At 73.3% G+C, this 21,490-nt stretch carries 26 protein-coding genes; 11 read left to right on the top strand and 15 right to left on the bottom strand.

Annotation, left to right across the window (positions count from 1 at the left end):
• Positions 1-24: 24 nt before the first annotated feature.
• The 13 genes from PH189_RS00455 to PH189_RS00400 form a co-directional block, all read right to left on the bottom strand.
• The gene (locus PH189_RS00455; RefSeq protein WP_274186762.1) at positions 25-348 is read right to left on the bottom strand and encodes a hypothetical protein; all 324 of its coding nucleotides are present in this window, start codon (positions 346-348) and stop codon (positions 25-27) included.
• 24 nt (positions 349-372) lie between these two features.
• On the bottom strand, positions 373-1,428 hold the full coding sequence (hypE, locus tag PH189_RS00450) for a hydrogenase expression/formation protein HypE (protein ID WP_274187153.1): 1,056 nt from the start codon (positions 1,426-1,428) through the stop codon (positions 373-375).
• Between the two features lie 80 nt (positions 1,429-1,508).
• Entirely contained in the window at positions 1,509-2,660 is a 1,152-nt protein-coding gene (gene hypD / locus PH189_RS00445; protein WP_274186761.1) for a hydrogenase formation protein HypD, read from the bottom strand.
• Positions 2,657-2,944 (bottom strand): HypC/HybG/HupF family hydrogenase formation chaperone, encoded by a 288-nt coding sequence (locus tag PH189_RS00440; RefSeq protein ID WP_274186760.1) that lies wholly within the window; start codon positions 2,942-2,944, stop codon positions 2,657-2,659. The genes hypD and PH189_RS00440 overlap by 4 nt, the downstream gene beginning before the upstream one ends.
• Positions 2,944-3,315, bottom strand: a complete 372-nt coding sequence (locus tag PH189_RS00435; RefSeq protein WP_274186759.1) for a hydrogenase maturation nickel metallochaperone HypA/HybF — start codon at positions 3,313-3,315, stop codon at positions 2,944-2,946. Before PH189_RS00435 ends, PH189_RS00440 begins: the two co-directional genes overlap by 1 nt.
• 4 nt (positions 3,316-3,319) lie before the next feature.
• Positions 3,320-3,424, bottom strand: coding sequence for a DUF6893 family small protein (locus PH189_RS30390; RefSeq protein ID WP_378014882.1), 105 nt, complete (start codon positions 3,422-3,424; stop codon positions 3,320-3,322).
• Positions 3,421-3,948, bottom strand: a complete 528-nt coding sequence (locus PH189_RS00430) for a hydrogenase maturation protease (protein ID WP_274186758.1) — start codon at positions 3,946-3,948, stop codon at positions 3,421-3,423. Before PH189_RS00430 ends, PH189_RS30390 begins: the two co-directional genes overlap by 4 nt.
• Positions 3,945-5,306 (bottom strand): hypothetical protein, encoded by a 1,362-nt coding sequence (locus PH189_RS00425; RefSeq protein ID WP_274186757.1) that lies wholly within the window; start codon positions 5,304-5,306, stop codon positions 3,945-3,947. Before PH189_RS00425 ends, PH189_RS00430 begins: the two co-directional genes overlap by 4 nt.
• Positions 5,303-5,974: a DUF6084 family protein gene (locus tag PH189_RS00420; protein WP_274186756.1), complete on the bottom strand. Its 672-nt coding sequence runs from the start codon at positions 5,972-5,974 to the stop codon at positions 5,303-5,305. The genes PH189_RS00425 and PH189_RS00420 overlap by 4 nt, the downstream gene beginning before the upstream one ends.
• Entirely contained in the window at positions 5,971-6,627 is a 657-nt protein-coding gene (locus PH189_RS00415; RefSeq protein WP_274186755.1) for a DUF5947 family protein, read from the bottom strand. Before PH189_RS00415 ends, PH189_RS00420 begins: the two co-directional genes overlap by 4 nt.
• Entirely contained in the window at positions 6,624-7,154 is a 531-nt protein-coding gene (locus PH189_RS00410) for a NifU family protein (protein ID WP_274186754.1), read from the bottom strand. Before PH189_RS00410 ends, PH189_RS00415 begins: the two co-directional genes overlap by 4 nt.
• Positions 7,154-8,959: a nickel-dependent hydrogenase large subunit gene (locus PH189_RS00405; RefSeq protein WP_274186753.1), complete on the bottom strand. Its 1,806-nt coding sequence runs from the start codon at positions 8,957-8,959 to the stop codon at positions 7,154-7,156. Before PH189_RS00405 ends, PH189_RS00410 begins: the two co-directional genes overlap by 1 nt.
• Positions 8,960-9,009: 50 nt before the next feature.
• Complete coding sequence (locus PH189_RS00400; RefSeq protein ID WP_274187152.1) at positions 9,010-10,017, bottom strand: NADH-quinone oxidoreductase subunit B family protein; 1,008 nt, start codon at positions 10,015-10,017, stop codon at positions 9,010-9,012.
• Between the two features lie 191 nt (positions 10,018-10,208).
• Here PH189_RS00400 and PH189_RS00395 point away from each other — a divergent pair, with 191 nt between their 5' ends.
• Positions 10,209-10,982 carry an isocitrate lyase/PEP mutase family protein gene (locus tag PH189_RS00395; protein WP_274186752.1) on the top strand — a complete coding sequence of 258 codons (774 nt, stop codon included), beginning with the start codon at positions 10,209-10,211 and terminating at the stop codon, positions 10,980-10,982.
• A gap of 41 nt (positions 10,983-11,023) precedes the next feature.
• On the opposite strand, the gene PH189_RS00390 is transcribed toward PH189_RS00395, so the two are convergent.
• Together PH189_RS00390 and PH189_RS00385 are read right to left on the bottom strand one after the other, a co-directional pair.
• A complete protein-coding gene (locus PH189_RS00390) occupies positions 11,024-12,193 on the bottom strand; it encodes an aminotransferase class I/II-fold pyridoxal phosphate-dependent enzyme (RefSeq protein WP_274186751.1) in 1,170 nt (389 codons plus the stop codon).
• Positions 12,193-12,672 carry an Lrp/AsnC family transcriptional regulator gene (locus PH189_RS00385; RefSeq protein ID WP_274186750.1) on the bottom strand — a complete coding sequence of 160 codons (480 nt, stop codon included), beginning with the start codon at positions 12,670-12,672 and terminating at the stop codon, positions 12,193-12,195. The genes PH189_RS00390 and PH189_RS00385 overlap by 1 nt, the downstream gene beginning before the upstream one ends.
• A gap of 52 nt (positions 12,673-12,724) precedes the next feature.
• Here PH189_RS00385 and PH189_RS00380 point away from each other — a divergent pair, with 52 nt between their 5' ends.
• From PH189_RS00380 to ruvX, 10 genes are all read left to right on the top strand, one after another.
• A complete protein-coding gene (locus tag PH189_RS00380; RefSeq protein WP_274186749.1) occupies positions 12,725-13,693 on the top strand; it encodes an asparaginase in 969 nt (322 codons plus the stop codon).
• A 9-nt stretch (positions 13,694-13,702) separates the two neighbouring features.
• Positions 13,703-14,584, top strand: a complete 882-nt coding sequence (locus tag PH189_RS00375) for a polysaccharide deacetylase family protein (RefSeq protein WP_274186748.1) — start codon at positions 13,703-13,705, stop codon at positions 14,582-14,584.
• A complete protein-coding gene (locus PH189_RS00370) occupies positions 14,584-14,790 on the top strand; it encodes a hypothetical protein (protein WP_274186747.1) in 207 nt (68 codons plus the stop codon). The genes PH189_RS00375 and PH189_RS00370 overlap by 1 nt, the downstream gene beginning before the upstream one ends.
• Positions 14,787-15,050: a hypothetical protein gene (locus PH189_RS00365; protein WP_274186746.1), complete on the top strand. Its 264-nt coding sequence runs from the start codon at positions 14,787-14,789 to the stop codon at positions 15,048-15,050. The genes PH189_RS00370 and PH189_RS00365 overlap by 4 nt, the downstream gene beginning before the upstream one ends.
• Positions 15,047-16,468, top strand: coding sequence for a replication-associated recombination protein A (locus PH189_RS00360; RefSeq protein ID WP_378014881.1), 1,422 nt, complete (start codon positions 15,047-15,049; stop codon positions 16,466-16,468). Before PH189_RS00365 ends, PH189_RS00360 begins: the two co-directional genes overlap by 4 nt.
• 177 nt (positions 16,469-16,645) lie before the next feature.
• Positions 16,646-17,413: a hypothetical protein gene (locus PH189_RS00355; RefSeq protein ID WP_274186745.1), complete on the top strand. Its 768-nt coding sequence runs from the start codon at positions 16,646-16,648 to the stop codon at positions 17,411-17,413.
• A 157-nt stretch (positions 17,414-17,570) separates the two neighbouring features.
• A complete protein-coding gene (locus tag PH189_RS00350) occupies positions 17,571-17,966 on the top strand; it encodes a DUF948 domain-containing protein (protein WP_274186744.1) in 396 nt (131 codons plus the stop codon).
• Entirely contained in the window at positions 17,963-18,265 is a 303-nt protein-coding gene (locus PH189_RS00345) for a hypothetical protein (RefSeq protein WP_274186743.1), read from the top strand. Before PH189_RS00350 ends, PH189_RS00345 begins: the two co-directional genes overlap by 4 nt.
• 51 nt (positions 18,266-18,316) lie before the next feature.
• Complete coding sequence (gene alaS, locus PH189_RS00340) at positions 18,317-20,989, top strand: alanine--tRNA ligase (protein WP_274186742.1); 2,673 nt, start codon at positions 18,317-18,319, stop codon at positions 20,987-20,989.
• On the top strand, positions 20,961-21,458 hold the full coding sequence (ruvX, locus tag PH189_RS00335; RefSeq protein WP_274186741.1) for a Holliday junction resolvase RuvX: 498 nt from the start codon (positions 20,961-20,963) through the stop codon (positions 21,456-21,458). The genes alaS and ruvX overlap by 29 nt, the downstream gene beginning before the upstream one ends.
• The last annotated feature ends 32 nt before the right edge of the window (positions 21,459-21,490 follow it).

The following is a 21,490-nucleotide window of genomic DNA, read 5'->3' as shown; positions in this document are numbered from 1 at the left end:
TCACGTGCGCGCAGCGCACCCCGCTCAGCCGCCCTGGTCGCCCGGCGGGAGGTCCGGGCTGCCCTCGGTGACCGACGGCGTGGGGTGCACGCCGCGGGTGTCCTTGCCCGTGTCCGCGGCGTAGGGCCGGTCGGCCGCGCCCTTGCGCCCCGCGCGCTCCTCGGCGTGCCGGGCCACGTCCTCCGCCCGCTCGTTGATGCTCTCCCCGACGCCGAGCGGGGGCTTCGGCGCCGGGTCGGTGTCGGTCATCCCCGCGGCCTCCTCGGGCGAGACCTCCCGGCCGGGCCCGGGCTCCGGGGCGTACTCCTTCGCGCGGAACGCCTTGTGGACGCTCTCGTCCTCACTCATGTCGGGCCTCCTGAGGCCTCGGGATCAACAGATGCGGGGGAGCGGGTCGCCGACGAGCACGTCGACGATCCGCGTGCCGCCGAAGCCGGTGCGCAGCAGCACCAGGCCCGGCGGGTCGTCGGCGACCCGCCCGATCGCGACCGCCTCGGTGCCGTCGGGCCGGTCGGTCATCGCCGCGAGCACCGCCGGGGCGCGCTCCGCGTCGACGACGACGACCATCCGGCCCTCGCACGCCACGTAGAGCGGGTCGATCCCGAGCAGCTCGGCCGCCCCGGCGACCTCGGGACGGACCGGCACGGTCGTCTCGTCGACGACGACGGCGACGTCCGAGGCGACGGCGATCTCGTTGAGGATCGTGGCGACGCCGCCCCTCGTTGCGTCGCGCAGCACCCGGACCCCGTCGCCGCCCGCGTCGAGGACCGCCGCGGCGAGCTCGTGCAACGGCGCGGTGTCCGAGGCGAGGTCGGCGTCGATGTCCAGCTCGCCGCGGGCGATGAGGATCGTGACACCGTGGTCGCCGATCGGGCCGGACACGAGGACGACGTCGCCGGGCCGGGCGGCCGCGGCGTCGAGCACCGTGGGGCGCTCGCGCACCCCGACGCCGGCCGTGGTGACGAAGAGCCCGTCGGCCTTGCCACGTCCGACGACCTTGGTGTCGCCGGTGACGATGCTGACGCCGGCCGCGGTGGCGGCGCGGGCCATCGACGCCACGATCCGCTCGAGCTCGGCGACGGCGAAGCCCTCCTCGAGGACGAAGCCCGCCGAGAGCCACAGCGGGCGCGCCCCGCACATCGCGAGGTCGTTCACGGTGCCGTTCACGGCGAGGTCGCCGATGTCGCCGCCGGGGAAGAACAGCGGCGAGACGACGTAGGAGTCGGTGGTGAACGCCAGGCGTGTGCCGTCGACCTCCACGGCGGCGCCGTCGCCGAGCCGCTCGAGGGCCGGGTTGCGGAACGCCTCGAGGAAGACGGCGTCGATGAGCGTCGCCGTCGCCTTGCCGCCCGCCCCGTGGGCGAGGGTGATCCGCTCCTCGCGCACCCGCGGGCGACGCCGTCGCACCTTCTCGATGCGGGCGAGCACCGCCTCCTCGCTACGGTCGGGACCTTGCCGGGGAGCCCGGTCGAGGGCGTCCTGGGCCCAGCCCGCGGTCACGTCGCTACTCACCGGCCCACCACCACCGGGTCCGGGAGAGCCGTCGCACCGCGGGTGCGCGAGCGGCTGAACCGCCCGTAGTTGTAGTACGCCGCGCAGGCGCCCTCGGAGCTGACCATGCAGGTGCCGATCGGCGTCTCCGGGGTGCACGCCGTCCCGAACACCCCGCACTCCCACGGCTCCAGCGCGCCCTGCAGCACGTCGCCGCACTGGCAGGCCTTCGGGTCGGCGACGCGCCGGCCCGGGATGGTGAAGAGCCGTTCCGCGTCGAAGGCGGCGTAGGCCTCGCGCAGCTGCAGCGCCGACTCCGGGATCCAGCCCAATCCCCTCCACTCGAAGGTGTCGCGCAGCTCCATGACCTCGTCGACCACCTCGAGCGCGCGGCGGTTGCCGTCCCAGGGCACGACGCGCCCGTACTGGTTCTCGACCTCGCAGCGTCCCTCCGCGAGCTGGACCATCAGCTGGTGGATCGACTGCAGGATGTCCAGCGGCTCGAACCCCGCGACCACCAGCGGCTTGCCGCGCTCGGATGCGATGAACCGGTAGGGCTCGCAACCGATGATCGTCGAGACGTGCCCGGGCCCGATGAAGCCGTCGAGGCGCAGGTCGGGGGAGTCGAGGATCGCGGTCATCGGCGGGATGACGACGACGTGGTTGCAGAACACCGAGAAGTTCTCGAGTCCCTCGCGCGCCGCCCGCAGGATCGTCATCGCCGTCGACGGGGTGGTCGTCTCGAACCCGATGGCCATGAACACGACGCGGCGCTCCGGGTTCGCCCGCGCGATCTTCAGGGCGTCGAGCGGGGAGTAGACCATCCGGATGTCGGCGCCCTCGGCCTTGGCGTCGAAGAAGGAGCCGTCACTGCCCGGGACGCGCATCATGTCGCCGAACGCCGTCATGATGACGTCCGGGTCGCGGGCGATGGCGATCGCGTCGTCGACCCGCCCCATCGGCAGCACGCAGACCGGGCAGCCGGGGCCGTGCACGAGCCGGATCGATGCGGGCAGGTGGTCCTCGAGGCCGTGCTTGTAGATCGTGTGCGTGTGCCCGCCGCACACCTCCATGAAGGCGTAGCGCCGGCCCGGCTCGGCGAGCGCGGCGATGCGGGTGCCGATCGCGCGGGCGGTGTCGCCGTCGCGGAACTCGTCGACGTACTTCACAGTCCCTCCCTCCCGGTCGAGGAGGCCACGAACTCCTCGAGCTCCTGGTCGTAGGCCGGGCCCATGCTGTGCAGCATGTCCAGGGCGGCGGCCGCCTCGGCCTCGTCGATCTTGGCCAGCGCGAAGCCGACGTGGATGAGGATCCAGTCGCCGACGGCGAGCTCCTCGTCCTCGATCAGGAGCCCGACGTTGACCTTCCGCCGGACCCCGGCGACGGAGACCGTCGCGAGATCGGTGTCGTCGTCGGCGAGCTCGACGAGCTCACCGGGGATGCCGAGGCACATCAGCCCACCTCCTGCTCCGCGCGGACCGGGGCGTCCCGGTCCGCGAGCGTGATCGATTCGAGGACGAGGTCGTCGCCTGCGACGAGCTCGAGGTCGTGGCCCGCGCAGCCCGGACACGTCGTGATCAGCTCGGTGCCGGTCGCCGTCGCGGCGCACCCGCGACAGCGGATCTCGACGGCGACCTCGACGACGTCGACCGTCGCGTCCTGCGCGACGCCCCCGTCGGCGATCATCGCGAAGGCCTGGTCGAACACCGCCCGGTCGAGCCGTTGCAGCGCGCCGACGTGCAGCCGCAGCGCGCGGACGCGGCGCCCGGCGGCCCGGGCGTCGACGGCCTCGAGCACCGCGGCGGCCACCCCGAACTCGTGCACGGCGCTACATCGCCCGCAGGCGCAGGTAGCGCTGGACGTCGGTGCGCGACTCCCACGCGATCCAGCCGACGCCCCCGATCAGTCCCAGCAACAGGATCTTCTTGGTCATGACGCTCCCACCTCGGTGAAGGGACGGTGCTCGATCAGGCGCTCGACGATCCGGCCGACGGTGTCGACGGCCTCGTCGACCGCGGCGGCCACCGGCGGGCTCAGCCCCATGCCGGCCCCGACGTCGGCGGGCACGCAGCCCAGGACGAGCACGCGGTCGACGCCGCCCTCGCCGACGCCGCGGGCCAGCGCGCCGACGAGCTCGAGGACGGCGTCGGGCTCCATGCCGTGGGGGTCGAAGGCGGCGTCACCGGTGGCGGCCGCGAGGTCGTGCTCGACGAGGGTCAGCGTCCCCGGCTCGCCCGCGGCACCGTCGTCGATGTGGGCGGCTGCGTCGACGACCACCAGCGCCTCGTAGCCGTCGAGCACCTGATAGGCGAGGTGCATGCCGCGGATGCCGACGTCGACGACGTCCACCGACGCCGGCAGCGCACCGGGGTCGGCGAGCAGGCGCCGCGCCACCTCGGAGCCGAAGCCGTCGTCGGAGAAGAAGACGTTGCCCACCCCGGCGACCAGGACCTTCATGAGGGCCCCCCGTCGGCCAGGGCCAGTTCGTCGGGCCGGAAGTAGCGGAAGCGGCCGTGGGTGGCCTGGAGGTCGGCGCCCGGGTCGTCGTCGAGCGACACGGCGACGTGGGTGCCGCCGTCGACGTCGCGCAGGACGGCCTGGACGGTGGCCGCGGCACCGCGCAGGAACGTGTCCTGGGCGTCGCTGCCGCGGCCCGGCACGAGGATCACGGAGCTGCCGCGCACGACGGGGCGCCCGTCGACGAGGGCCTCGTCGGAGTCGGGGTCGACCGAGGCGTCGGCGCCCGGGTCCCACCAGGGCGTGCCCGGGGTGGCCAGCGTCGGGATGTCGTCCGGCGCGCGGCCGTCGGGGCGGATCGCGCCGTGCAGACGCTCGAACATCGCCGGGCCCATGGCGTCGACCGCGTCGACGATGTGGGCGGCACGCGGGTCGGTGGCCCGGGCCTCGCGCTTCTCGTCGTCGGTGAGGGCGAGAGTGCGCAGCGCGAGGATCTCGTCGTTCTCGGTGCCGTCGAACAGGTTCGTCGGGCTCTCCGGGGCCAGCTGCGGGTGATCCTCGAGGATGATCGGCGTCGCGAGCAGCAGCGAGCCGTCTCCCGGGGGGCCGGCGAGCACCGGCCAGCTGTGCGCGTTGACGCAGGCCGCCACGGCGGACGCGGCCCACTGCGGCGGATCGGCACTCGAGAGGAACGCGCCGCGGTCGAGGCCCAGCACGGTGTGCGCCGAGATCAGGGCCGTCCGCAGGGCCTCCGCGCGCGGCGCGGACGGGTCGGCGACACCGTCGTTGACCACGTCCAGACGCAGCCGCAGCGCGCCGTAGGGCCCGGGGAGCGGCTCGGTCGCGAGCACCACCCGCCCGGTGAGGGCCTCGGCGCGCCGGACGAGGTGCCCGCGCAGCGCGCCCGTCGCGTCGCGGATCTCCTCCGAGGTCGTGGTGGCCGGGCACGTGACGTCGACGGTCACCGGAGCCTCGGCCAGCGCGTCGAGTGCGACGGCGGCGTCGACCTGGCGCGGCACGCCCTCCTCCCAGGCGGTATGGGGGACGCCGTCGACCTCGAGGCGGTCGTGCTCCGTGCCGTCGGCGTCGACGACGCTCCGGCGCTGCAGGCCGAGGAACCGCAGGCGCAGCCGCAGCGTCGCGCCGGGCCGGGCGTCGATCACGCACTCGGTGCGGCTGGCCGAGGGCTCGGCGAGGGCCGCCGACACCGCAGGCGGCACGAGGACCCCGAACTGCCAGCGCAGCGCGTTCTTCTGCGCCGAGGCGCGGTAGGGGTAGAGCAGGTAGCCCTCGAAGAGCACGGCGTCGGCGATCGCGGCCACAGTGTCGAGGGCGTCGAGGGGGTCGGTGGCGGTCATGGCCCGTCACCCGCCGCGGCGAGCAGGGCCGTGAACGTCTGCTCCCACGTGGGCAGCGCCCGCGCCGCACGCCAGGCGCCGAGCTCGGCGAGCGTGTGCTCCGGGAGCCGGAGCCACGCCATCCCGTGCTGGTGGGCGTCCATCATGTCCGTCCACACGGCGACCGGCAGCCGGAACGTGGCCTCCGAATGCCACGGGACGAGCCCGATCTGCACGCCCGACGGGGCCTCGTAGAAGACGGTGCCGCTGAACAACAGGCGCATCGGGGCGTCACCCTCGTCGCCGACCCCCCGGAAGTAGCGCGTGGTCGCGACGTCGGTGTCGAACGTCAGCGGGACCTCGAACACGACCTCCTGCTCGCCGGAGAACGATGGCGTCACCGTCGACACGGTCGCCAGCTGCATCGGGTTGAGCGTGCGGCCCCAGCGCGACGGGTCGCCGAACAGCTCGACGAGGCGTTCCTGCTGGTCGGGGGAGTAGCGCCGTGCGGCGGGCTCGAGCCGGATCTGGGCGCGCAGGGCGAGGGCGTGGACCCGCGTGCCCGTGGTCTCGGTGATCGTGGTGTGCAGCCGCAGGGTCGGGCCGGCGGCCTGCGGGTCGTGGTCGGCGTGGGTCACCGCGAACCCGAACGCAGGTCCCGGGGCGGCGCGGGGGAAGGGCAGGGTCATCTGCTCGGCCCTCCTCGGTGGCTGCCCCCCACGTCGCGGGCCCGTGCGCGGGCGTCGTCGAAGAAGCGGTCGATGTGGGTCCACGCCTCGGCGCCGCCGTCGAACCCCCGCCAGTGCCGCCGAACGAGGCCGACGAGCCGGTAGCACGCGTCGACGGGCACCAGCAGGCATTCCGAGCGTCCGGAGTCGTGCCGCACGAGCAGCGCCTCGACATCGGGCTCGAGCATCTCGCCGAGCCGGCCTGCGCCGACGCCGTCGACGAACTCCGACAGGTCGAGCTCGCTCTCGGTCGCGCCCGCCGGGCTCGGGTAGCAGGCCACCACCGCGTCCGCGCGCACCGAGTTGCGCAGGAAGAACGCCATCCCGACCGGGATCTGCAGGGCGTCCCACTGCGCGTCGGCGAGGGTGAACTCCGCGTCGTACCGGTAGCGGTCGGGCACCGTGCGGTACGCGGTGCCGGCCATCTCCCGGGTGCGGTCGACGAAGAGCAGCGCGCACGGGCGGCACGCGCACTTCAGCACCCGCCCGGCGACGTCGACGAGGTGCGGGTGCTCGGGCGCGACCTCGCCCGCGCACAGCTCGCAGCGCTCCACCGTCGGTGCGACCGGCGGGGCCTGTCGGGGCGCCAGGAAGCGGCGCAGGGAGGCCGTCACGACCCCGCCACCGAACTCGGGGGCCGCACCCCGATCTGCAGCAGCGCCGGCCCGGCGGGCTCGGTGACGAACTCGACGGCGACGACCTCCGGGGCCAGCTCGGAGACGGCGGTCCGGACGACGTCGCGCACCGTGTCCGACGACGAGCCGCAGCCCGGCGCCAGCGCGACATGGACGGTGCCGGTGTGGGTGTCGACGCGCTCGAGGCTGATGCCGGCGCCGTGGTGGCCCAGGCGGCGCCGGGCCGTGTCGATCCCGTGGCCGACCCGCGTCGGGAGGTCGACGGGGTGCAGGTCGTGCAGGGCGAGCAGCGCCGCCACGAGCGGGTCCGCGGCGAGCCGGTGGACGAGCGCGTCGCCCGACCCGAGACGGACGATCGACACCATCTGGGCGAGGCCCGCGCCGTAGAACTCCATGAGGACGCGCACGAGGTCCTCGCCGGCCTCGCGCGCGGCGGGGTCGGCCGACATCGAGTCGAGCAGCTCGGCGATGCTCTCGGCGACCCGCTCGGTCTCCGGCGGCTCCATCAGGGCAGGTTCAGCTGGGTCGGCGAGGTCTCCCGGTGCAACTGCTTGCCGTTGCCGAGGTACATGTGCACCCCGCACGGCAGGCAGGGGTCGAAGCTGCGCACCGCCCGCATGATGTCGATGCCCTTGAAGTCCTCCGGTCCGTTCTCCTCGAAGATCGGGGTGTTCTGCACGGCGTCCTCGTACGGGCCGGGCGTCCCGAACTTGTCGCGGACGCTGCCGTTCCACGGCGTCGGCGGGTACGGGTGATAGTTCGCGATCTTCCCGTCGCGCACGACCATGTGGTGCGACAGGACGCCGCGGACGGCCTCGGTGAACCCGACGCTCACCGACTCGTCGGGCACGACGAACGACTCCCAGGTCTTGGTGTTCCCGCCGCGGACCTCGGCGAGCGCCTTCTCCAGGAAGTGCATCGCCGCTGCGGCCGCGTAGGCCTGGAAGTACGTGCGGGCGCGGTCCCGCTCGATGGCGTTGGACAGCGGCCGCCCCTGCTTGTCGACCGGCGGGGTCCACGTGAACGTCTTCTCGGGCTTCGACACCGTGCGCGGGAGGTTGAGCTCGACGCTGTGGCCCGTCGACCGGACGTAGCCGCCGGCGTCGACCAGACCGGCGAGCGCCGTCACCCACAGCCGGGGGAGCGGGCCGCCGCCGGTGTCCATCGCGAGGTGGTCGGTGCCGTCGAACCAACGCGGCGACATCGTCCACGAGTACTTGTCGTCGAAGTCGCGCTTCTGCGGCGCCGGGATCGTGTGCTGGTTCCAGGGGTGGTCCATCGAGACCGGGTTGCCGAGCGGGTCGCGGTCGACGAACTTCTCCTGGTCCTCCCAGCCGCGGTAGAAGGAACTGCCGAGCAGGATGCGGATGCCGAGGTTGATGTCGACGAGATCGGTCGTCACCAGCTTGCCGTCCACCACGACCCCGGGGGAGACGAACATCTTCCGTCCCCAGTTCGACATGGTCTTGTAGTCGAAATCGCAGTGCTCCGGGTCGTTGAACGCCCCCCACGAGCCGATGATGACGCGGCGGCGACCGACCTCCTCGTAGCCGGGAAGCGCCTCGTACATGAAGTCGAAGAGATCGTCGTGCATCGGCACGACCCGCTTCATGAACTCGATGTACCACATGAGCCGGGTCATGTAGTCGGTGAGGAGCTGGATCGTCGCCACCGTGCCGACCCCGCCGGGATAGAGCGTCGACGGGTGGACGTGACGCCCCTCCATCAGGCAGAACATCTCGCGCGTGTAGCGGGAGACCTTCAGCGTCTCGCGGTAGAACTCGCCGGTGAACGGGTTGAGGGCCCGCATGATGTCGCCGATGGTGCGGAAGCCGTGGTCCTCGGCGTGCGGGCTCGGCGTCCGGTTCGCGAGCTCGAGGACCCCGGGGTTCGTGTCCGCGACCATCTTCTCGCAGTAGTCCACGCAGGCGAGGTTGTCCTGGTAGAGGTTGTGGTCGAACATGTACTCGGCGGCCTCGCCGAGATTGATGATCCATTCGCCCAGGTGCGGCGGGCGCACCCCGTAGGCCATGTTCTGGTTGTAGACCGAGCACGTCGCGTGGTTGTCGCCGCAGATGCCGCAGATCCGGCTCGTGATGAAGTGCGCGTCCCGCGGGTCCTTGCCCTTCATGAAGATGGAGTAGCCACGGAAGATCGACGACGTCGAGTGGCACTCGGCGACGCGTTTCGCCGCGAAGTCGATTTTCGTGTAGATGCCGAGACTGCCGACGATGCGCGTGATCGGGTCCCACGCCATCTCGACGAGGTCGGTCTTCGTGCCGGTCGAGCTCTTCGGTGCCACGGCGGTCATCGCGGGGCATCCCTTCTACCGGGGTGGTCGTCAGGGGAGTCGTGCGCGCGTCAGAACGCGGTGGGCCGGTATCCGGTCGTCAGCTGCCGGCCCGGGCGGCGCCAGCGCGGTTCGGAGTCGACGGTCTTCGCCGTGATGTCGCGCAGCTTGCGGATCACCACGCCGTAGGCGCCGCTCGCCGCCCCGGAGACCTTGCTGCCCGGCGGGGCGTCCATGAACGGCATGAACTTGTCCGGGAATCCGGGCATCGTGCAGCCGATGCAGATGCCGCCCACGTTGGGACAGCCGCCGACGCCGTTGATCCAGCCGCGCTTGGGGACGTTGCACTTCACGACCGGGCCCCAGCAGCCGAGCTTGACCAGGCACTCCGGTGAGCCGTACTCGGTGGCGAACTGGCCCTGCTCGTAGTAGCCGCCGCGGTCACAGCCCTCGTGCACGGTGGCGCCGAACAGCCATGTCGGACGGCCGGCCTCGTCGAGCGGGATCATCGGGGCGTCGCCCACGGCCTGGTAGAGCAAGTAGAGGATCGTCTCGGACAAGTTGTCCGGGTGCACCGGGCAGCCCGGGACGTTGACGATCGGCAGGCCGGCGGAGGACGTCCAGTCCCAGCCCAGGTAGTCCGCGACGCCCATCGCGCCGGTCGGGTTGCCGGCCATGGCGTGGATGCCGCCGTAGGTCGCGCACGTCCCGACGGCGAGGATGCCCAGGGCCTTGGGGGCGAGCCGGTCGATCCACTCGCTGGTGGTCATCGGCTGCCCGGTCACCGGGTTGTTGCCGAAGCCGCACCAGTACCCCTCGGACTTGATCGACTCGTTGGGGATCGAGCCCTCGATGACGAGGACGAAGGGCCCGTCCAGCTCGCCCCGCTCGGCCTTGAAGAACCAGTCGATGAACGACTGGGAGCCGCCGACCGGGCCGGACTCGAAGTCGATCAGCGGCCAGTGCACCGCGACCGTCGGCAGCCCGGGGAGCGCACCGAGCGCGATCTCCTCGATGCTCGGCTGGGTGGCCGCGGTGAGGGCCACCGAGTCCCCGTCGCACGACAGTCCGGCGTTCATCCAGAGGATGTGGACGGTGGTGTCGCGGTGGTCGGCGAACGTCGTCACGAGGTCCCCCAGCTGGTCGAGGGCGAGCCAGCAGGTGGTGGGCTGCCGACCCAGAGAGGCTGACAGTGACGCCGGTCACCGGTAAGTGACGCGATCACCTAGGTGACCGTGCGGGCCGCCGCTCCGAGGGGTACGGATCGGGTATGAGCACCGCCGAGAAGGCCCAGCAACTACAGCGCCTCCACACCGACCCCGAGCTGCTCGTGGTCGTCAACGTGTGGGACGCGATCACGGCGACCACGGTCGCGAACACCCCCGGGACGAAGGCCCTCGCCACGGCGAGCCACGGCATCGCCGCCTCGCGCGGCTACCCCGACGGCGAGGTCATCCCGCGCGACGAGATGATCGCCGAGGTCGGGCTCATCGCCCGCCAGACCGAGCTCCCCGTCACCGCCGACCTCGAGGCCGGCTACGGCGACCCGGGCGGCACGATCGCCCGCGCCATCGACGTCGGGATCGTCGGGGCCAACCTCGAGGACCAGCTCAAGCCGCTCTCCGAGGCCGTCGAGGCCGTCGAGGCGGCGGTCGCGGCGGGCGAGAAGGCCGGGGTGCCGTTCGCCCTCAACGCCCGCACCGACGCGTGGGTGCGCGGCGGCGACCGCGACCCGAAGGTGATCCTCGACGATGCGATCGAGCGCGGTCGCGCCTACCTCGAGGCCGGCGCGACGTCGTTCTTCGTGCCCGGCAAGCTCGACGAGGAGACGATCCAGGCGCTCGTCGCCGAGCTCGGCGAGCGACGAGTCAACGTCATCGGCGTGCCCGGGGTGCCGAGCACCAAGCGTCTGGGCGAGCTCGGCGTCGCCCGCTGCTCCTTCGGCCCGTGGAGCCAGAACGTCGCCCTCACGGCCCTGGCCAAGCTGGCCGAGGACGCCTACGCGGGCGGCGGCCTGCCCGACGGCACGCGCAAGCTCAACTGACACCCCTACGTGCGTGATCTTCTGAGCTATGGCTCAGAAGATCACGCACGTGCGGCGAGGAACCGGCCCATGCGCTCGAGGGCCTCCTCGAGCAGGGGGAGCGCGGTGGCGTAGGAGCAGCGGACGTGGCCCTCGCCCGAGGGGCCGAACACGTCGCCCGGCACCACCGCGACCTTCTGCTCCTCGAGCAGCTGCTCGGCGAAGTCCTGCGACGACAGCCCGCTCGAGCGGATGGACGGGAACGCGTAGAAGGCGCCGCCGGGCTCCGGGCAGGTCAGTCCCAGCTCGCCGAGACCCTTGACGAACAGCCGCCGGCGCCGGTCGTAGTCGGCGACCATCTCGGTGACGTCGGGGTCCGCGCTGCGCAGCGCCTCGATCGCGGCGACCTGGCTGACGTGCGGGGCGCAGAGCATCGTGTACTGGTGGATGCGGTGCATCAGCGCCGCCAGGGGCTCGGGCGCGCAGACGTAGCCGACCCGCCAGCCGGTCATGGCGTAGGACTTCGAGAAGCCGTTGAGCACGACCGTCCGGTCCCAGGCGCCCGGCACCGCCGCGGTGCTGGTGTGCGTGCCGGTGTAGGTCAGCCGGTCGTAGATCTCGTCGCTGACCAGCCAGAAGTCCTCGCGCTCCGCGAGCGCCACCAGCGCGGTGAGGTCGGCGGCGGACTGGGCGGCACCGGTGGGGTTCGACGGCGACCCGAACAGCACCGCCTTGGTCCGCGGGGTCACCACCTCGGCGATCCGCTCGGCGTCCAGCCGGTAGCCCTGCTCCGGGTCGCTCGCCACCGGCACGGCCACGCCGCCCGCGAACGCCACGCACGGCTGGTAGGCCACGTACGACGGCTCCGGGACGATCACCTCGTCGCCGGGGTTCAGCAGCGCGCGCAGGGCGAGGTCGAGGCCCTCGGAGACGCCGGAGGTCACCAGGCACTCGTCGGCGGGGCGGTAGCTCGTGCCGTGGCGCCTCTCGAGGTCGGCGCAGATCAGCTCGCGCAGCTCGAGCAGCCCCGAGTTGCCGGTGTAGGTGGTGGCCCCGCGGGTGAGCGCGTGGATCGCCGCCTCCCGCACGCCCCACGGCGTCGGGAAGTCCGGCTCGCCGACCCCCAGGGTGATGACGCCCGTCATCGTCTGCGCGAGGTCGAAGAACTTGCGGATACCCGACGGCGGGCAGGCCTCGACGACCCGTGACAGCGGCTTCTGCGGCGCCCCCATCAGGGCATCACGGACAGCCGCTGGTCGGGCTCGGGCTCGGTCAGCAGCTGGTGGTCGTCCTTGTAGCGGCGCAGCAGGAAGTGGGTGCTCGTCGCGGTGACGCGCTCGACGCCCGACAGCTTCTGGGCGACGAAGTCGGCGACCTCCTTCATCGAGGAGCCCTCCACCTCGACCCGCAGGTCCTGCGCGCCGGACACGAGGTGCACCGCCCGGATCTCGCGGAACCGCGCGATCCGCTCGGCGACGTCGTCGAACCCGCGACCCCGCTCGGGGGCGACGGTGACGTCGACGAACGCGGTGACGCGCTCGTCGCCCAGGCGGTCCCAGTCGACCACCGTCTTGTACCGGCGGATGACGCCCTCGGCCTCCCAGCCTGCGATCGCCGCGCGGACCTCGTCCTCCGGGATCCCCGTGAGGCCCGCGATCCGTTCCGGCGTGGCGCGGGCGTCGGCCTCGAGCACGGTGAGGATCTCGCGCATGGGGAACGACCCTAGTCGTCCCCCGTCGTTCCCGGCCTCCGGAGGCGCACCGATGCCCGTCCACCTCGTCGCCACCGGCGGCACCATCGCCAGCACCGGCTTCCCGGGACCGCTGCGCGCCGCGCGCGACGGGCGCGCGCTCCTGGCCGCGACGGGGACGGACGCCGAGGTCACGGTCACCGACCTCGCGACCGCCGGGAGCTTCGCGATGGGGTGGGACGACCTCCGGCGCCTCCGCACGGCGGTGGTGGCGGCGCTCGACGAGGGGGCCGACGGCGTCGTGGTCACCCACGGCACCGACACCATGGAGGAGAGCGCGTACGGGCTGGACCTGCTGCTCGCCGACCACCGCCCCGTGGTGCTGACCGGTGCGCAGCGCGCCGCCGACGAGCCCGGAGCCGACGGCCCGGCCAACCTTCGCGCGGCGCTGACCCTGGCGTCCGACCCCGCCGCGCGGGGCGACGGGGTCCTCGTCTGCTTCGACGGCGAGGCGTTCGCCGCCCGGGGCGTCGCCAAGCGCCACACGCTCGCCGCCGGTGCCTTCGGCGGGACCGTCGTGCACCGCGTGGTCGACGGGACGGTCCGGCGCGTGACCCGGCCGGTGCGCCGCCCCGTCCTGCCGGCGACCCTGCCGGCGACCCTGCCTGCGACGGAGACCGACCCGCCGCGGGTCGACGTCGTCGCCGCCCACCACGGCGCCGACGGCGCGTTGGTGCGCGCCGCCGTCGCCGCGGGCGCCCGGGGCGTCGTGCTCGCCGCCGTGGGCATCGGCAACGCGAGCCCGGACGTCGTCGCGGCGGTCGGCGAGGCCGTCGACGCCGGGGTGGTCGTGCTCGTCGCGAGCCGCGTCCCCGAGGGCCCGGTCTCGCCGCGCTACGCGGCCGGCGGCGGCGCGCTGGCCGACCGTGGGGCGCTCCTGGTCGGCGACCTGAGCCCGTGGCAGGCCCGGATGCTGCTCGGACTCGCCCTGGCGGCTGATCCGGCACGCCCGCGGGCACTCCTCGACGAGCACCTGACCTGAGGAGGAACCGTGCCCAAAGAGATCTTCGTGGCGTTCGGGGTGGACGTCGACGCCGTCGCCGGCTGGCTCGGCTCGTACGGCGGCGAGAACTCGCCCGACGACATCTCCCGCGGGCTGTTCGCCGGCGAGGTCGGCGTCCCGCGGCTGCTCGAGCTGTTCCGCCGCCACGACATGACCCAGACGTTCTTCTGGCCCGGCCACTCCGTCGAGACCTTCCCGGACGAGTTCGACGCCTGCGTCGCCGCGGGCCACGAGATCGGCGTGCACGGCTACAGCCACGAGAACCCGCTGGCCATGTCCCGCGAGCAGGAGGAGACGATCCTCGACTACTGCGTCGAGCTGATCGAGCGCCGCAGCGGGCGCCGTCCCACCGGCTACGTCGCGCCGTGGTGGGAGTTCAGCCGGGTCACCAACGAGATCCTCCTCGACCGCGGCATCCGTTACGACCACTCGCTCATGCACCGCGACGTGACGCCGTACTACGTCCGCGTCGGGGACACCTGGACGCCGATCGACTACGACCAGCCGGCGCAGACGTGGATGAAGCCCCTCGAGCGCGGGCACGAGACCGACCTCGTCGAGATCCCGGCGAACTGGTTCCTCGACGACCTGCCCCCGATGATGTTCATCAAGGGCAGCCCGAACAGCCACGGCTTCGTCAACCCGCGCGACATCGAGCAGATGTGGCGCGACCAGTTCGACTGGACCTACCGCGAGTGCGACTACGCGGCGTTCACCATGACGATCCACCCCGACGTCTCCGGGCGCCCGCAGGTGCTGATGGCGCTCGAGCGGCTCATCGAGCACATCAACGGCCACGAGGGCGTGCGCTGGTCGACGTTCGACGCGATCGCGCAGGACTTCGTCGCGCGGTCCCCGCGTCGCACCTGATGTGCGGCGCCTGCGGATCGGGCCGGGTCCGCGCCCCGTGGGAGGACACCCTGGGCCCGCCCGACCCCGGCGCGGCCCGGCGCCGCGCGGCCGCCCTCACCCGCTGGCTGGCGCCCTGGCGCTGGACGGTCCGCGCCTGGACGGGCGGGTACACGCTCGTCGGACCGCACGGGGCCCTCGCGCCGCCACCGGGATCGACGAGGTGATCGACCGGGCGCACGCCGCCCGGCCCGACGCCCTCCGCCGGCGCCTCCCCGAGGACGACCCCGACGCGGGACTCGACCTCGCCGAGGCCGTCGTGCGGGTCTCGGTGGCGGCGCTGTTCAGCGACGGTCCGCTCGTCCTCTCCGGACCCGACCCCGGGCCCCGGCGCCGGCTGCGGGTCCGTCGTGGCGTCGTCGACGTCGTCCCGCGTGACTCCGCGACCTGGAGCGTGTCGGGAGCCTCAGTACCGTTCGGGGCGTGAGCGACGACGGGCTGTTCGAGGTCGAGGTGCCGGAGGCGCCGGTGACGGGCCCCGATCCCAGCCAGAAGGATCTCGGCCGTCCGGTGACGCGGGGGGTCGTGGAAGACCGCCCCGCCCCCACCAGCGGGGACGGGACGCCGCTGGCGGTGCGGATGCGGCCCGCGAGCCTCGACGAGGTCGTCGGCCAGGACCACCTGCTCGCGCCGGGAGCGCCCCTGCGCCGCCTCGTCGAGGGCGCCGCGCCGGCGTCGGTCGTGCTGCACGGTCCGCCCGGGACGGGCAAGACGACGCTCGCCCGCCTGATCTCCCAGGCCACCGGCCGGGCGTTCGAGGCGCTGTCCGCGCTCAACGCCGGGGTCAAGGAGGTGCGCGGGGTCATCGAGGTCGCGCGCCGTCGCCTCGCGGCCTCCGAGCCGCGGCGCACGGTGCTGTTCATCGACGAGATCCACCGGTTCTCCCGCACCCAGCAGGACGCGCTGCTCGCCGCCGTCGAGGACCGTGTCGTGCTGCTCGTCGGCGCCACCACCGAGAACCCGAGCTTCTCCGTCGTCGCCCCGCTGCTGAGCCGCAGCCTCGTCCTCGGCCTGCACGCCCTCGACGACGAGGCCGTCGGGCTGCTGCTCGACCGGGCGGTCGCCGACCCGCGGGGCCTCGGCGGCGCCGTGACTCTGGAGCCCGACGCTCGCGCCCACCTCGTCCGGCTGGCGGCGGGCGACGGCCGGCGCAGCCTCACCGCGCTCGAGGCCGCCGCCGACGCCGTCGGGAACACCGGTCCGCTGACCCTCGCCGACGTCGAGCGTGTGGTCGACGAGGTCGCGGTGCGCTACGACCGCGCCGGCGACCAGCACTACGACGTCATCTCGGCGTTCATCAAGTCCATCCGCGGCTCGGACCCGGACGCGGCCCTGCACTACCTGGCCCGCATGATCGTGGCGGGGGAGGACCCGCGGTTCATCGCGCGCCGCCTCGTCGTCCACGCCAGCGAGGACATCGGGCTCGCCGACCCCACCGCCCTGCCGGCCGCGGTCGCCGCAGCCCAGGCGGTGCAGTTGATCGGCCTGCCCGAGGTCCGGATCAACCTCGCGCAGGTGACGATCCACCTCGCGACGGCCCCCAAGTCCAACGCGGTGATCACGGCGATCGACGAGGCGATGAGCGACGTCCGTCAGGGCGCCGCCGGCCCGGTGCCCCCGCACCTGCGGGACGGGCACTACGCGGGGGCCGAGGCCCAGGGCAACGCGGTGGGTTACGTCTACCCCCACGCCGACCGCGCCGGGGTGGTCGCCCAGCAGTACCCGCCCGACGAGCTCGTGGGCCGCGACTACTACCGCCCGGCGGGCCGGGGTGACGAACGGAACCGCGGCGAGCGGCTCGCCCGGCTGCGCGAGGTCGTGCGGGGAGGCGGGCCCGAGCGGTGAGGTCCCGCAGGTGCGCCCCCCGGAAGCACCCGCGCCCCGCATCGCTGTGGGCCCGCCTCGTCGTAGCCTTCCCGTTGTGATCCCCGACGGTTCGCGACGCGGCGTCCGCCGGTGTCCCGGACACCGTCCGGACGCGCATGACCTGCGACGACGCCGATCCGCCGGACGGGCGGCGCCGTGAGCCCCGGCGACACCCCCGCGCAGTTCTGCGCCGACTTCCTCGCGATCATGCAACGACGCGGCGTCTCGTTCCGGCGTGCGGAAGGGCTCTCGGGTTGGGGGAAGTCGACGATCGCGGCGGCGACGCGCGGGCCCGGGCTGCCGAACGTCGACCTCGTCACCGACGTGCTCGCCGCGGTCGGTGTCGAGCCGGCCGACGTCGAGGGCTGGCGGGCCCGTCACGAGGCGCTGCGGGACACGGCTCCCGCCGCACCGCCCGAACCCGGGCAGGGGCACGCCCCCGGACCCCCCACCGGACCGCGCACTACCCGGCGGCGCGTCGAGATCGCCGTGTTCGCCGCCCTCGTCGTGCTCGTCGTCGCCCTGGCGACCACCCTCGTCGTCGTGCTGACGAGCCCGCCGGATGTCGAGACCCGCACCGTCGTGGTGCAGAACAAGGTGGCGATCGGGGAGGGTCAGCTGGTCGAGGACCGGACGCCGTCCTACCTCGGGGTGCGGCCCGTCGCGCGCTGCGCGAACATGCCCGGCTGCAAGATCCCCGGCACCGACGTGGGGACCGGCGCCACGTTCGTCGCGGTCTGCCAGCTCACGGGTGAGTCGATCACCAATGCCGACCTCACGTCGACGAGCATCGGCCAGAACCCGAACGCGGCGGTCTCGGAGCTCTGGCTGGGCGCGCGGGCGCCCGACGGGCGGGTCGGCTACATCTCCGAGGTCTACCTCGCGCCGGCCTACCGCGGGGGTCTCGGACTGCCCCTCTGCTGACCACTCGGTTGATCACCGTCCCCCGGAGAGGTCCGGACGGCGCACGGTAACCTGCCGCCACCTGCGCCAGGTGTCGGCCGACGACCCCGCCCTGTGGGGTGGTGTCGCCGGGCGGCGGTCCGGGGACCTGTATCGCACCCAGCACCGAGGAGGACCCGTGTCGGTCGGCCAGATCGCGGCGATCATCGCCGCGGGGGCGTTCGTGATCCTGGTGGTGCTGCTCGCCATCCCGTTGATCAAGCTCGGTCGCACGCTCGACGAGGCCACGATCGCGATCCGCAAGACCCACGAGGGCACCGAGCCCCTGCTCTCCGACGCCGGGGTCACGCTCACCACGGTCAACACCCAGCTCGAGCGCGTCGACGGCGTCACCGCCAGCGCCCAGGCCGTCGCGGCCAACACCAAGGCGCTGAGCACGCTGTTCACCGCGACGCTCGGCGGCCCGCTGGTCAAGGCCGCGGCGCTGTCCTACGGCCTCCGCAAGGCCCAGCAGGCCCGTCGGCTGAAGAACGCCCCGCCCCCGAAGAAGTCGAAGCGGAGTGCCCGCGCATGAAGCGTCTGTTCTGGGTCGGTGTCGGGGTGGCCGTCGGGGTCACCGCGACCCGCAAGGTCAACGAGTTCACGCAGAAGGCCACGCCGGCGGGGATCGGCACCAGCCTCGGCGAGGGGCTGCGCGAGCTCGGCGCCGGGCTCGGGGCGTTCGGCGCCGAGGTGCGCGCCGGAATGAACGAACGCTCCGAGGAGCTGTACGCGATGGTGGAGGACACGACGGAGATCCCGGTGCGGCCCGAGCCCGCCTCGGACGCCCGTCACGCGCGAGCGCCGCGGCGGGGAGCTTCGCACGCCCGCTGAGGCCCCCGCGCCCTCTCGCCCCCACCCGCATCTCTGCGAAGCAGGACAGACGTGCAGACCCACGAGATCCGCCGACGCTTCCTCGCCCACTTCGAGAACGCCGGTCACACCCCCGTCCCCAGCGCCTCGCTGATCCTCGACGACCCGACCCTGCTGTTCGTCAACGCGGGGATGGTCCAGTTCAAGCCGTACTTCCTCGGCGAGGCCCCGGCGCCCTACGACACGGCCACGTCGATCCAGAAGTGCGTGCGCACCGGGGACATCGAGAACGTCGGCCACACCACCCGCCACAACACGTTCTTCCAGATGGCGGGCAACTTCTCGTTCGGTGACTACTTCAAGGAAGGCGCGATCCGTCACGCCTGGACGTTGGTCACCGGCTCCCTGGAGGACGGCGGGTTCGGCTTCGACCCGGAGCGCATCTGGGTCACCGTCTTCGAGAACGACGACGAGGCCGAGCGCCTGTGGCAGGACGTCGCCGGCCTGCCGCCCGAGCGCATCCAGCGCCGCGACGGTCGCGACAACTACTGGGACATGGGCATCCCCGGCCCCGGCGGGCCGTGCTCGGAGATCTACTACGACCGCGGCCCCGAGCACGGGCTCGAGGGCGGCCCGGTGGTCGACGAGGACCGCTACGTCGAGATCTGGAACCTCGTCTTCATGCAGGACATCCGCGGGGAGGCCAGCCCGAAGTACGGGGCCGCCCCCATCGGGGAGCTGCCGCAGAAGAACATCGACACCGGGCTCGGCGTGGAGCGCGTGGCGTTCCTGCTGCAGGGCGTGGAGAACGTCTACGAGACCGACCTGCTGCGTCCGGTGATCGACCGCGTGCAGGAGCTCTCGGGCCGCTCCTACGACGAGGGGACCGAGGAGCAGGGCGTCCGCTTCCGGGTCATCGCCGACCACGTCCGCACCGGCGCCATGCTGATCGGCGACGGCGTCGTGCCCGGCAACGAGGGCCGCGGCTACGTGCTGCGCCGGCTGCTGCGCCGCGTCGTGCGCAACGCCCGGCTCCTCGGCATCACCGAGCCGGTGCTCGTCGACCTCGTCGGGGTCGTGCGGGACGCCATGGGCCCGTCGTACCCGGAGATCGTCACCTCCTACGAGCGCATCGCCGCCGTGGTGCGCCGCGAGGAGGAGGCCTTCCTCGCCACGCTGGCCACCGGCTCGCGGATCTTCGAGTCGGCGGTCTCGGACGTCCGGGCCTCCGGCTCGACGATGCTGCCCGGGTCCAGTGCCTTCGCCCTGCACGACACCTACGGCTTCCCCATCGACCTGACGCTGGAGATGGCCTCGGAGGCCGGGCTCTCGGTCGACGAGGGCGCCTTCCGCTCGCTGATGGAGGAGCAGCGGTCCCGCGCCAAGGCCGACGCCGCCGCCCGCAAGCACGGCGGGGCCGACGCCAGCGCCTACCGCGAGGTCCTGGAGCGGGCCGGGCTGACCGACTTCCTCGGCTACTCCGACCAGCGCGCCGACGCCACCATCGTCGGGCTCGTCGTCGACGGTGTCGGCGTCCCCGCCGCCACCGAGGGCGACGACGTCGAGGTCATGCTCGACCGCACCCCGTTCTACGCCGAGGGCGGCGGCCAGCAGGCCGACACCGGGCGGCTGTTCGGCGACGGGTTCACCATCGAGATCACCGACGTGCAGACCCCGGTGCCCGGCCTGTCGGTCCACCGCGGTCGCGTGCTGCACGGCGAGGCCACCCTCGACGCCGCGGTCTCGGCCCAGATCGACGTCGAGCGGCGCGCCGCGATCTCGCGCGCGCACACCGCGACCCACCTCGTGCACGCCGGGATGCGCAAGGCCCTCGGCGACTCGGCCGCCCAGGCGGGGTCCCTCAACGCCCCGGGCCGGCTGCGCTTCGACTTCACCTCGCCCGAGGGCGCGGTGCCGGCCAGCGTGCTCGCCGACGTCGAGGACGAGGTCAACACCGTGCTCCTCGGCGACGACGAGGTGCGCGCCTTCGTCACGTCGATGGACGAGGCCCGCAAGCTCGGCGCCGTCGCCCTCTTCGGGGAGAAGTACGGCGATGCCGTGCGCATCGTCGAGGTCGGCGAGTACTCCCGCGAGCTCTGCGGCGGCACCCACGTGGGCCGCTCGGGGCAGCTCGGCCTGGTCAAGCTGATGGGCGAGGGTTCCATCGGGTCCGGCGTCCGCCGCGTCGAGGCCCTCGTCGGCATCGACGCCTTCCGGTTCCTGGCCCGCGAGCACGTGCTGGTCAACCAGCTCGCCGAGCAGTTCCGCGCCCAGCCCGAGGAGCTGCCCGAGCGCATCGGCGGGGTGGTCGACCGCCTGCGCGCCGCGGAGAAGGAGCTCGAGACGATCCGGGCCCGCGAGGTGCTCTCCTCGGCGGGGTCGCTCGTGGACGGCGCCGAGGACGTCGGCGGGATCGCCCTGGTCGCCGCCCGCACGCCCGAGGGCGTGGGCGGGGGCGACCTGCGGTCGCTCGCCGGTGACGTGCGCGGGCGACTGCAGGCCCGGCCCGGCGTCGTGGCCCTGTTCGCGCCCGACGGGGACAAGGTCTCGTTCGTCGTCGCGACCACCGAGGGCGCCCGCGAGCGCGGCCTGGCCGCCGGCGACCTGGTCAAGGCCTTCGCGCCCGCCGTGAACGGCCGGGGCGGTGGGAAGCCGGACCTGGCCCAGGGCGGTGGCAGCGGGGTCGCCGGGATCGACGACGCCATCGCCGCCCTGCGTGCGGAGGTGGCCCGCGCTGGCGGTTGACAACGGCCGGCGCCTCGGCGTGGACGTCGGCAGCGTGCGCGTGGGCGTCGCCCTGTCCGATCCCGGCGGGGTGCTCGCGACACCGCTCGTTACCCTCGATCACGATGAATCGGCCGGTGCCGACCTGGCCCGGCTGGTGGCGCTCGTCGACGAGCACGAGGTGGTCGAGGTGGTCGTGGGGCTTCCCCGCACGCTGGCCGGACGCGAGGGTCCGGCCGCGCAGAAGGCCCAGGACTACGCGGCCGCCCTGCGCGGGCGGTTGTCGGCGGCGGGGCGCGACGTGCCGGTCGTGCTGGCCGACGAGCGCCTGACCACCGTCACCGCCATGCGCACGCTCTCGGACCGGGGCGTGAAGGGCCGCAAGCAGCGCAAGGTGATCGATCAGGCCGCCGCCGTCGGCATCCTGCAGGGCTACCTCGACGCCCGCCGCGCGCGGCCCGCAGGCGGCGCGACCGCGGAGGACACGTGACCGGACGTCACGGGCGGCCGGACGCGCCGGAG

It is taken from the genome of Actinomycetospora chibensis, assembly GCF_028737215.1.
GTDB lineage: Bacteria > Actinomycetota > Actinomycetes > Mycobacteriales > Pseudonocardiaceae > Actinomycetospora > Actinomycetospora chibensis.
Note: the sequence above shows the minus strand (reverse complement) of the source record. Positions and strands in the feature narration are given on the sequence as shown.

Bases quoted from the DNA above. Each gene is read 5' to 3' on its own strand.
- PH189_RS00455 (WP_274186762.1), bottom strand. From the start codon at position 348: ATGAGTGAGGACGAGAGCGTCCACAAGGCGTTCCGCGCGAAGGAGTAC.
- PH189_RS00440 (WP_274186760.1), bottom strand. From the start codon at position 2,944: ATGTGCCTCGGCATCCCCGGTGAGCTCGTCGAGCTCGCCGACGACGAC.
- PH189_RS30390 (WP_378014882.1), bottom strand. From the start codon at position 3,424: ATGACCAAGAAGATCCTGTTGCTGGGACTGATCGGGGGCGTCGGCTGG.
- PH189_RS00430 (WP_274186758.1), bottom strand. From the start codon at position 3,948: ATGAAGGTCCTGGTCGCCGGGGTGGGCAACGTCTTCTTCTCCGACGAC.
- PH189_RS00425 (WP_274186757.1), bottom strand. From the start codon at position 5,306: ATGACCGCCACCGACCCCCTCGACGCCCTCGACACTGTGGCCGCGATC.
- PH189_RS00420 (WP_274186756.1), bottom strand. From the start codon at position 5,974: ATGACCCTGCCCTTCCCCCGCGCCGCCCCGGGACCTGCGTTCGGGTTC.
- PH189_RS00410 (WP_274186754.1), bottom strand. From the start codon at position 7,154: ATGGAGCCGCCGGAGACCGAGCGGGTCGCCGAGAGCATCGCCGAGCTG.
- PH189_RS00405 (WP_274186753.1), bottom strand. From the start codon at position 8,959: ATGACCGCCGTGGCACCGAAGAGCTCGACCGGCACGAAGACCGACCTC.
- PH189_RS00400 (WP_274187152.1), bottom strand. From the start codon at position 10,017: ATGAACGCCGGACTGTCGTGCGACGGGGACTCGGTGGCCCTCACCGCG.
- PH189_RS00395 (WP_274186752.1), top strand. From the start codon at position 10,209: ATGAGCACCGCCGAGAAGGCCCAGCAACTACAGCGCCTCCACACCGAC.
- PH189_RS00390 (WP_274186751.1), bottom strand. From the start codon at position 12,193: ATGGGGGCGCCGCAGAAGCCGCTGTCACGGGTCGTCGAGGCCTGCCCG.
- PH189_RS00385 (WP_274186750.1), bottom strand. From the start codon at position 12,672: ATGCGCGAGATCCTCACCGTGCTCGAGGCCGACGCCCGCGCCACGCCG.
- PH189_RS00380 (WP_274186749.1), top strand. From the start codon at position 12,725: ATGCCCGTCCACCTCGTCGCCACCGGCGGCACCATCGCCAGCACCGGC.
- PH189_RS00370 (WP_274186747.1), top strand. From the start codon at position 14,584: ATGTGCGGCGCCTGCGGATCGGGCCGGGTCCGCGCCCCGTGGGAGGAC.
- PH189_RS00345 (WP_274186743.1), top strand. From the start codon at position 17,963: ATGAAGCGTCTGTTCTGGGTCGGTGTCGGGGTGGCCGTCGGGGTCACC.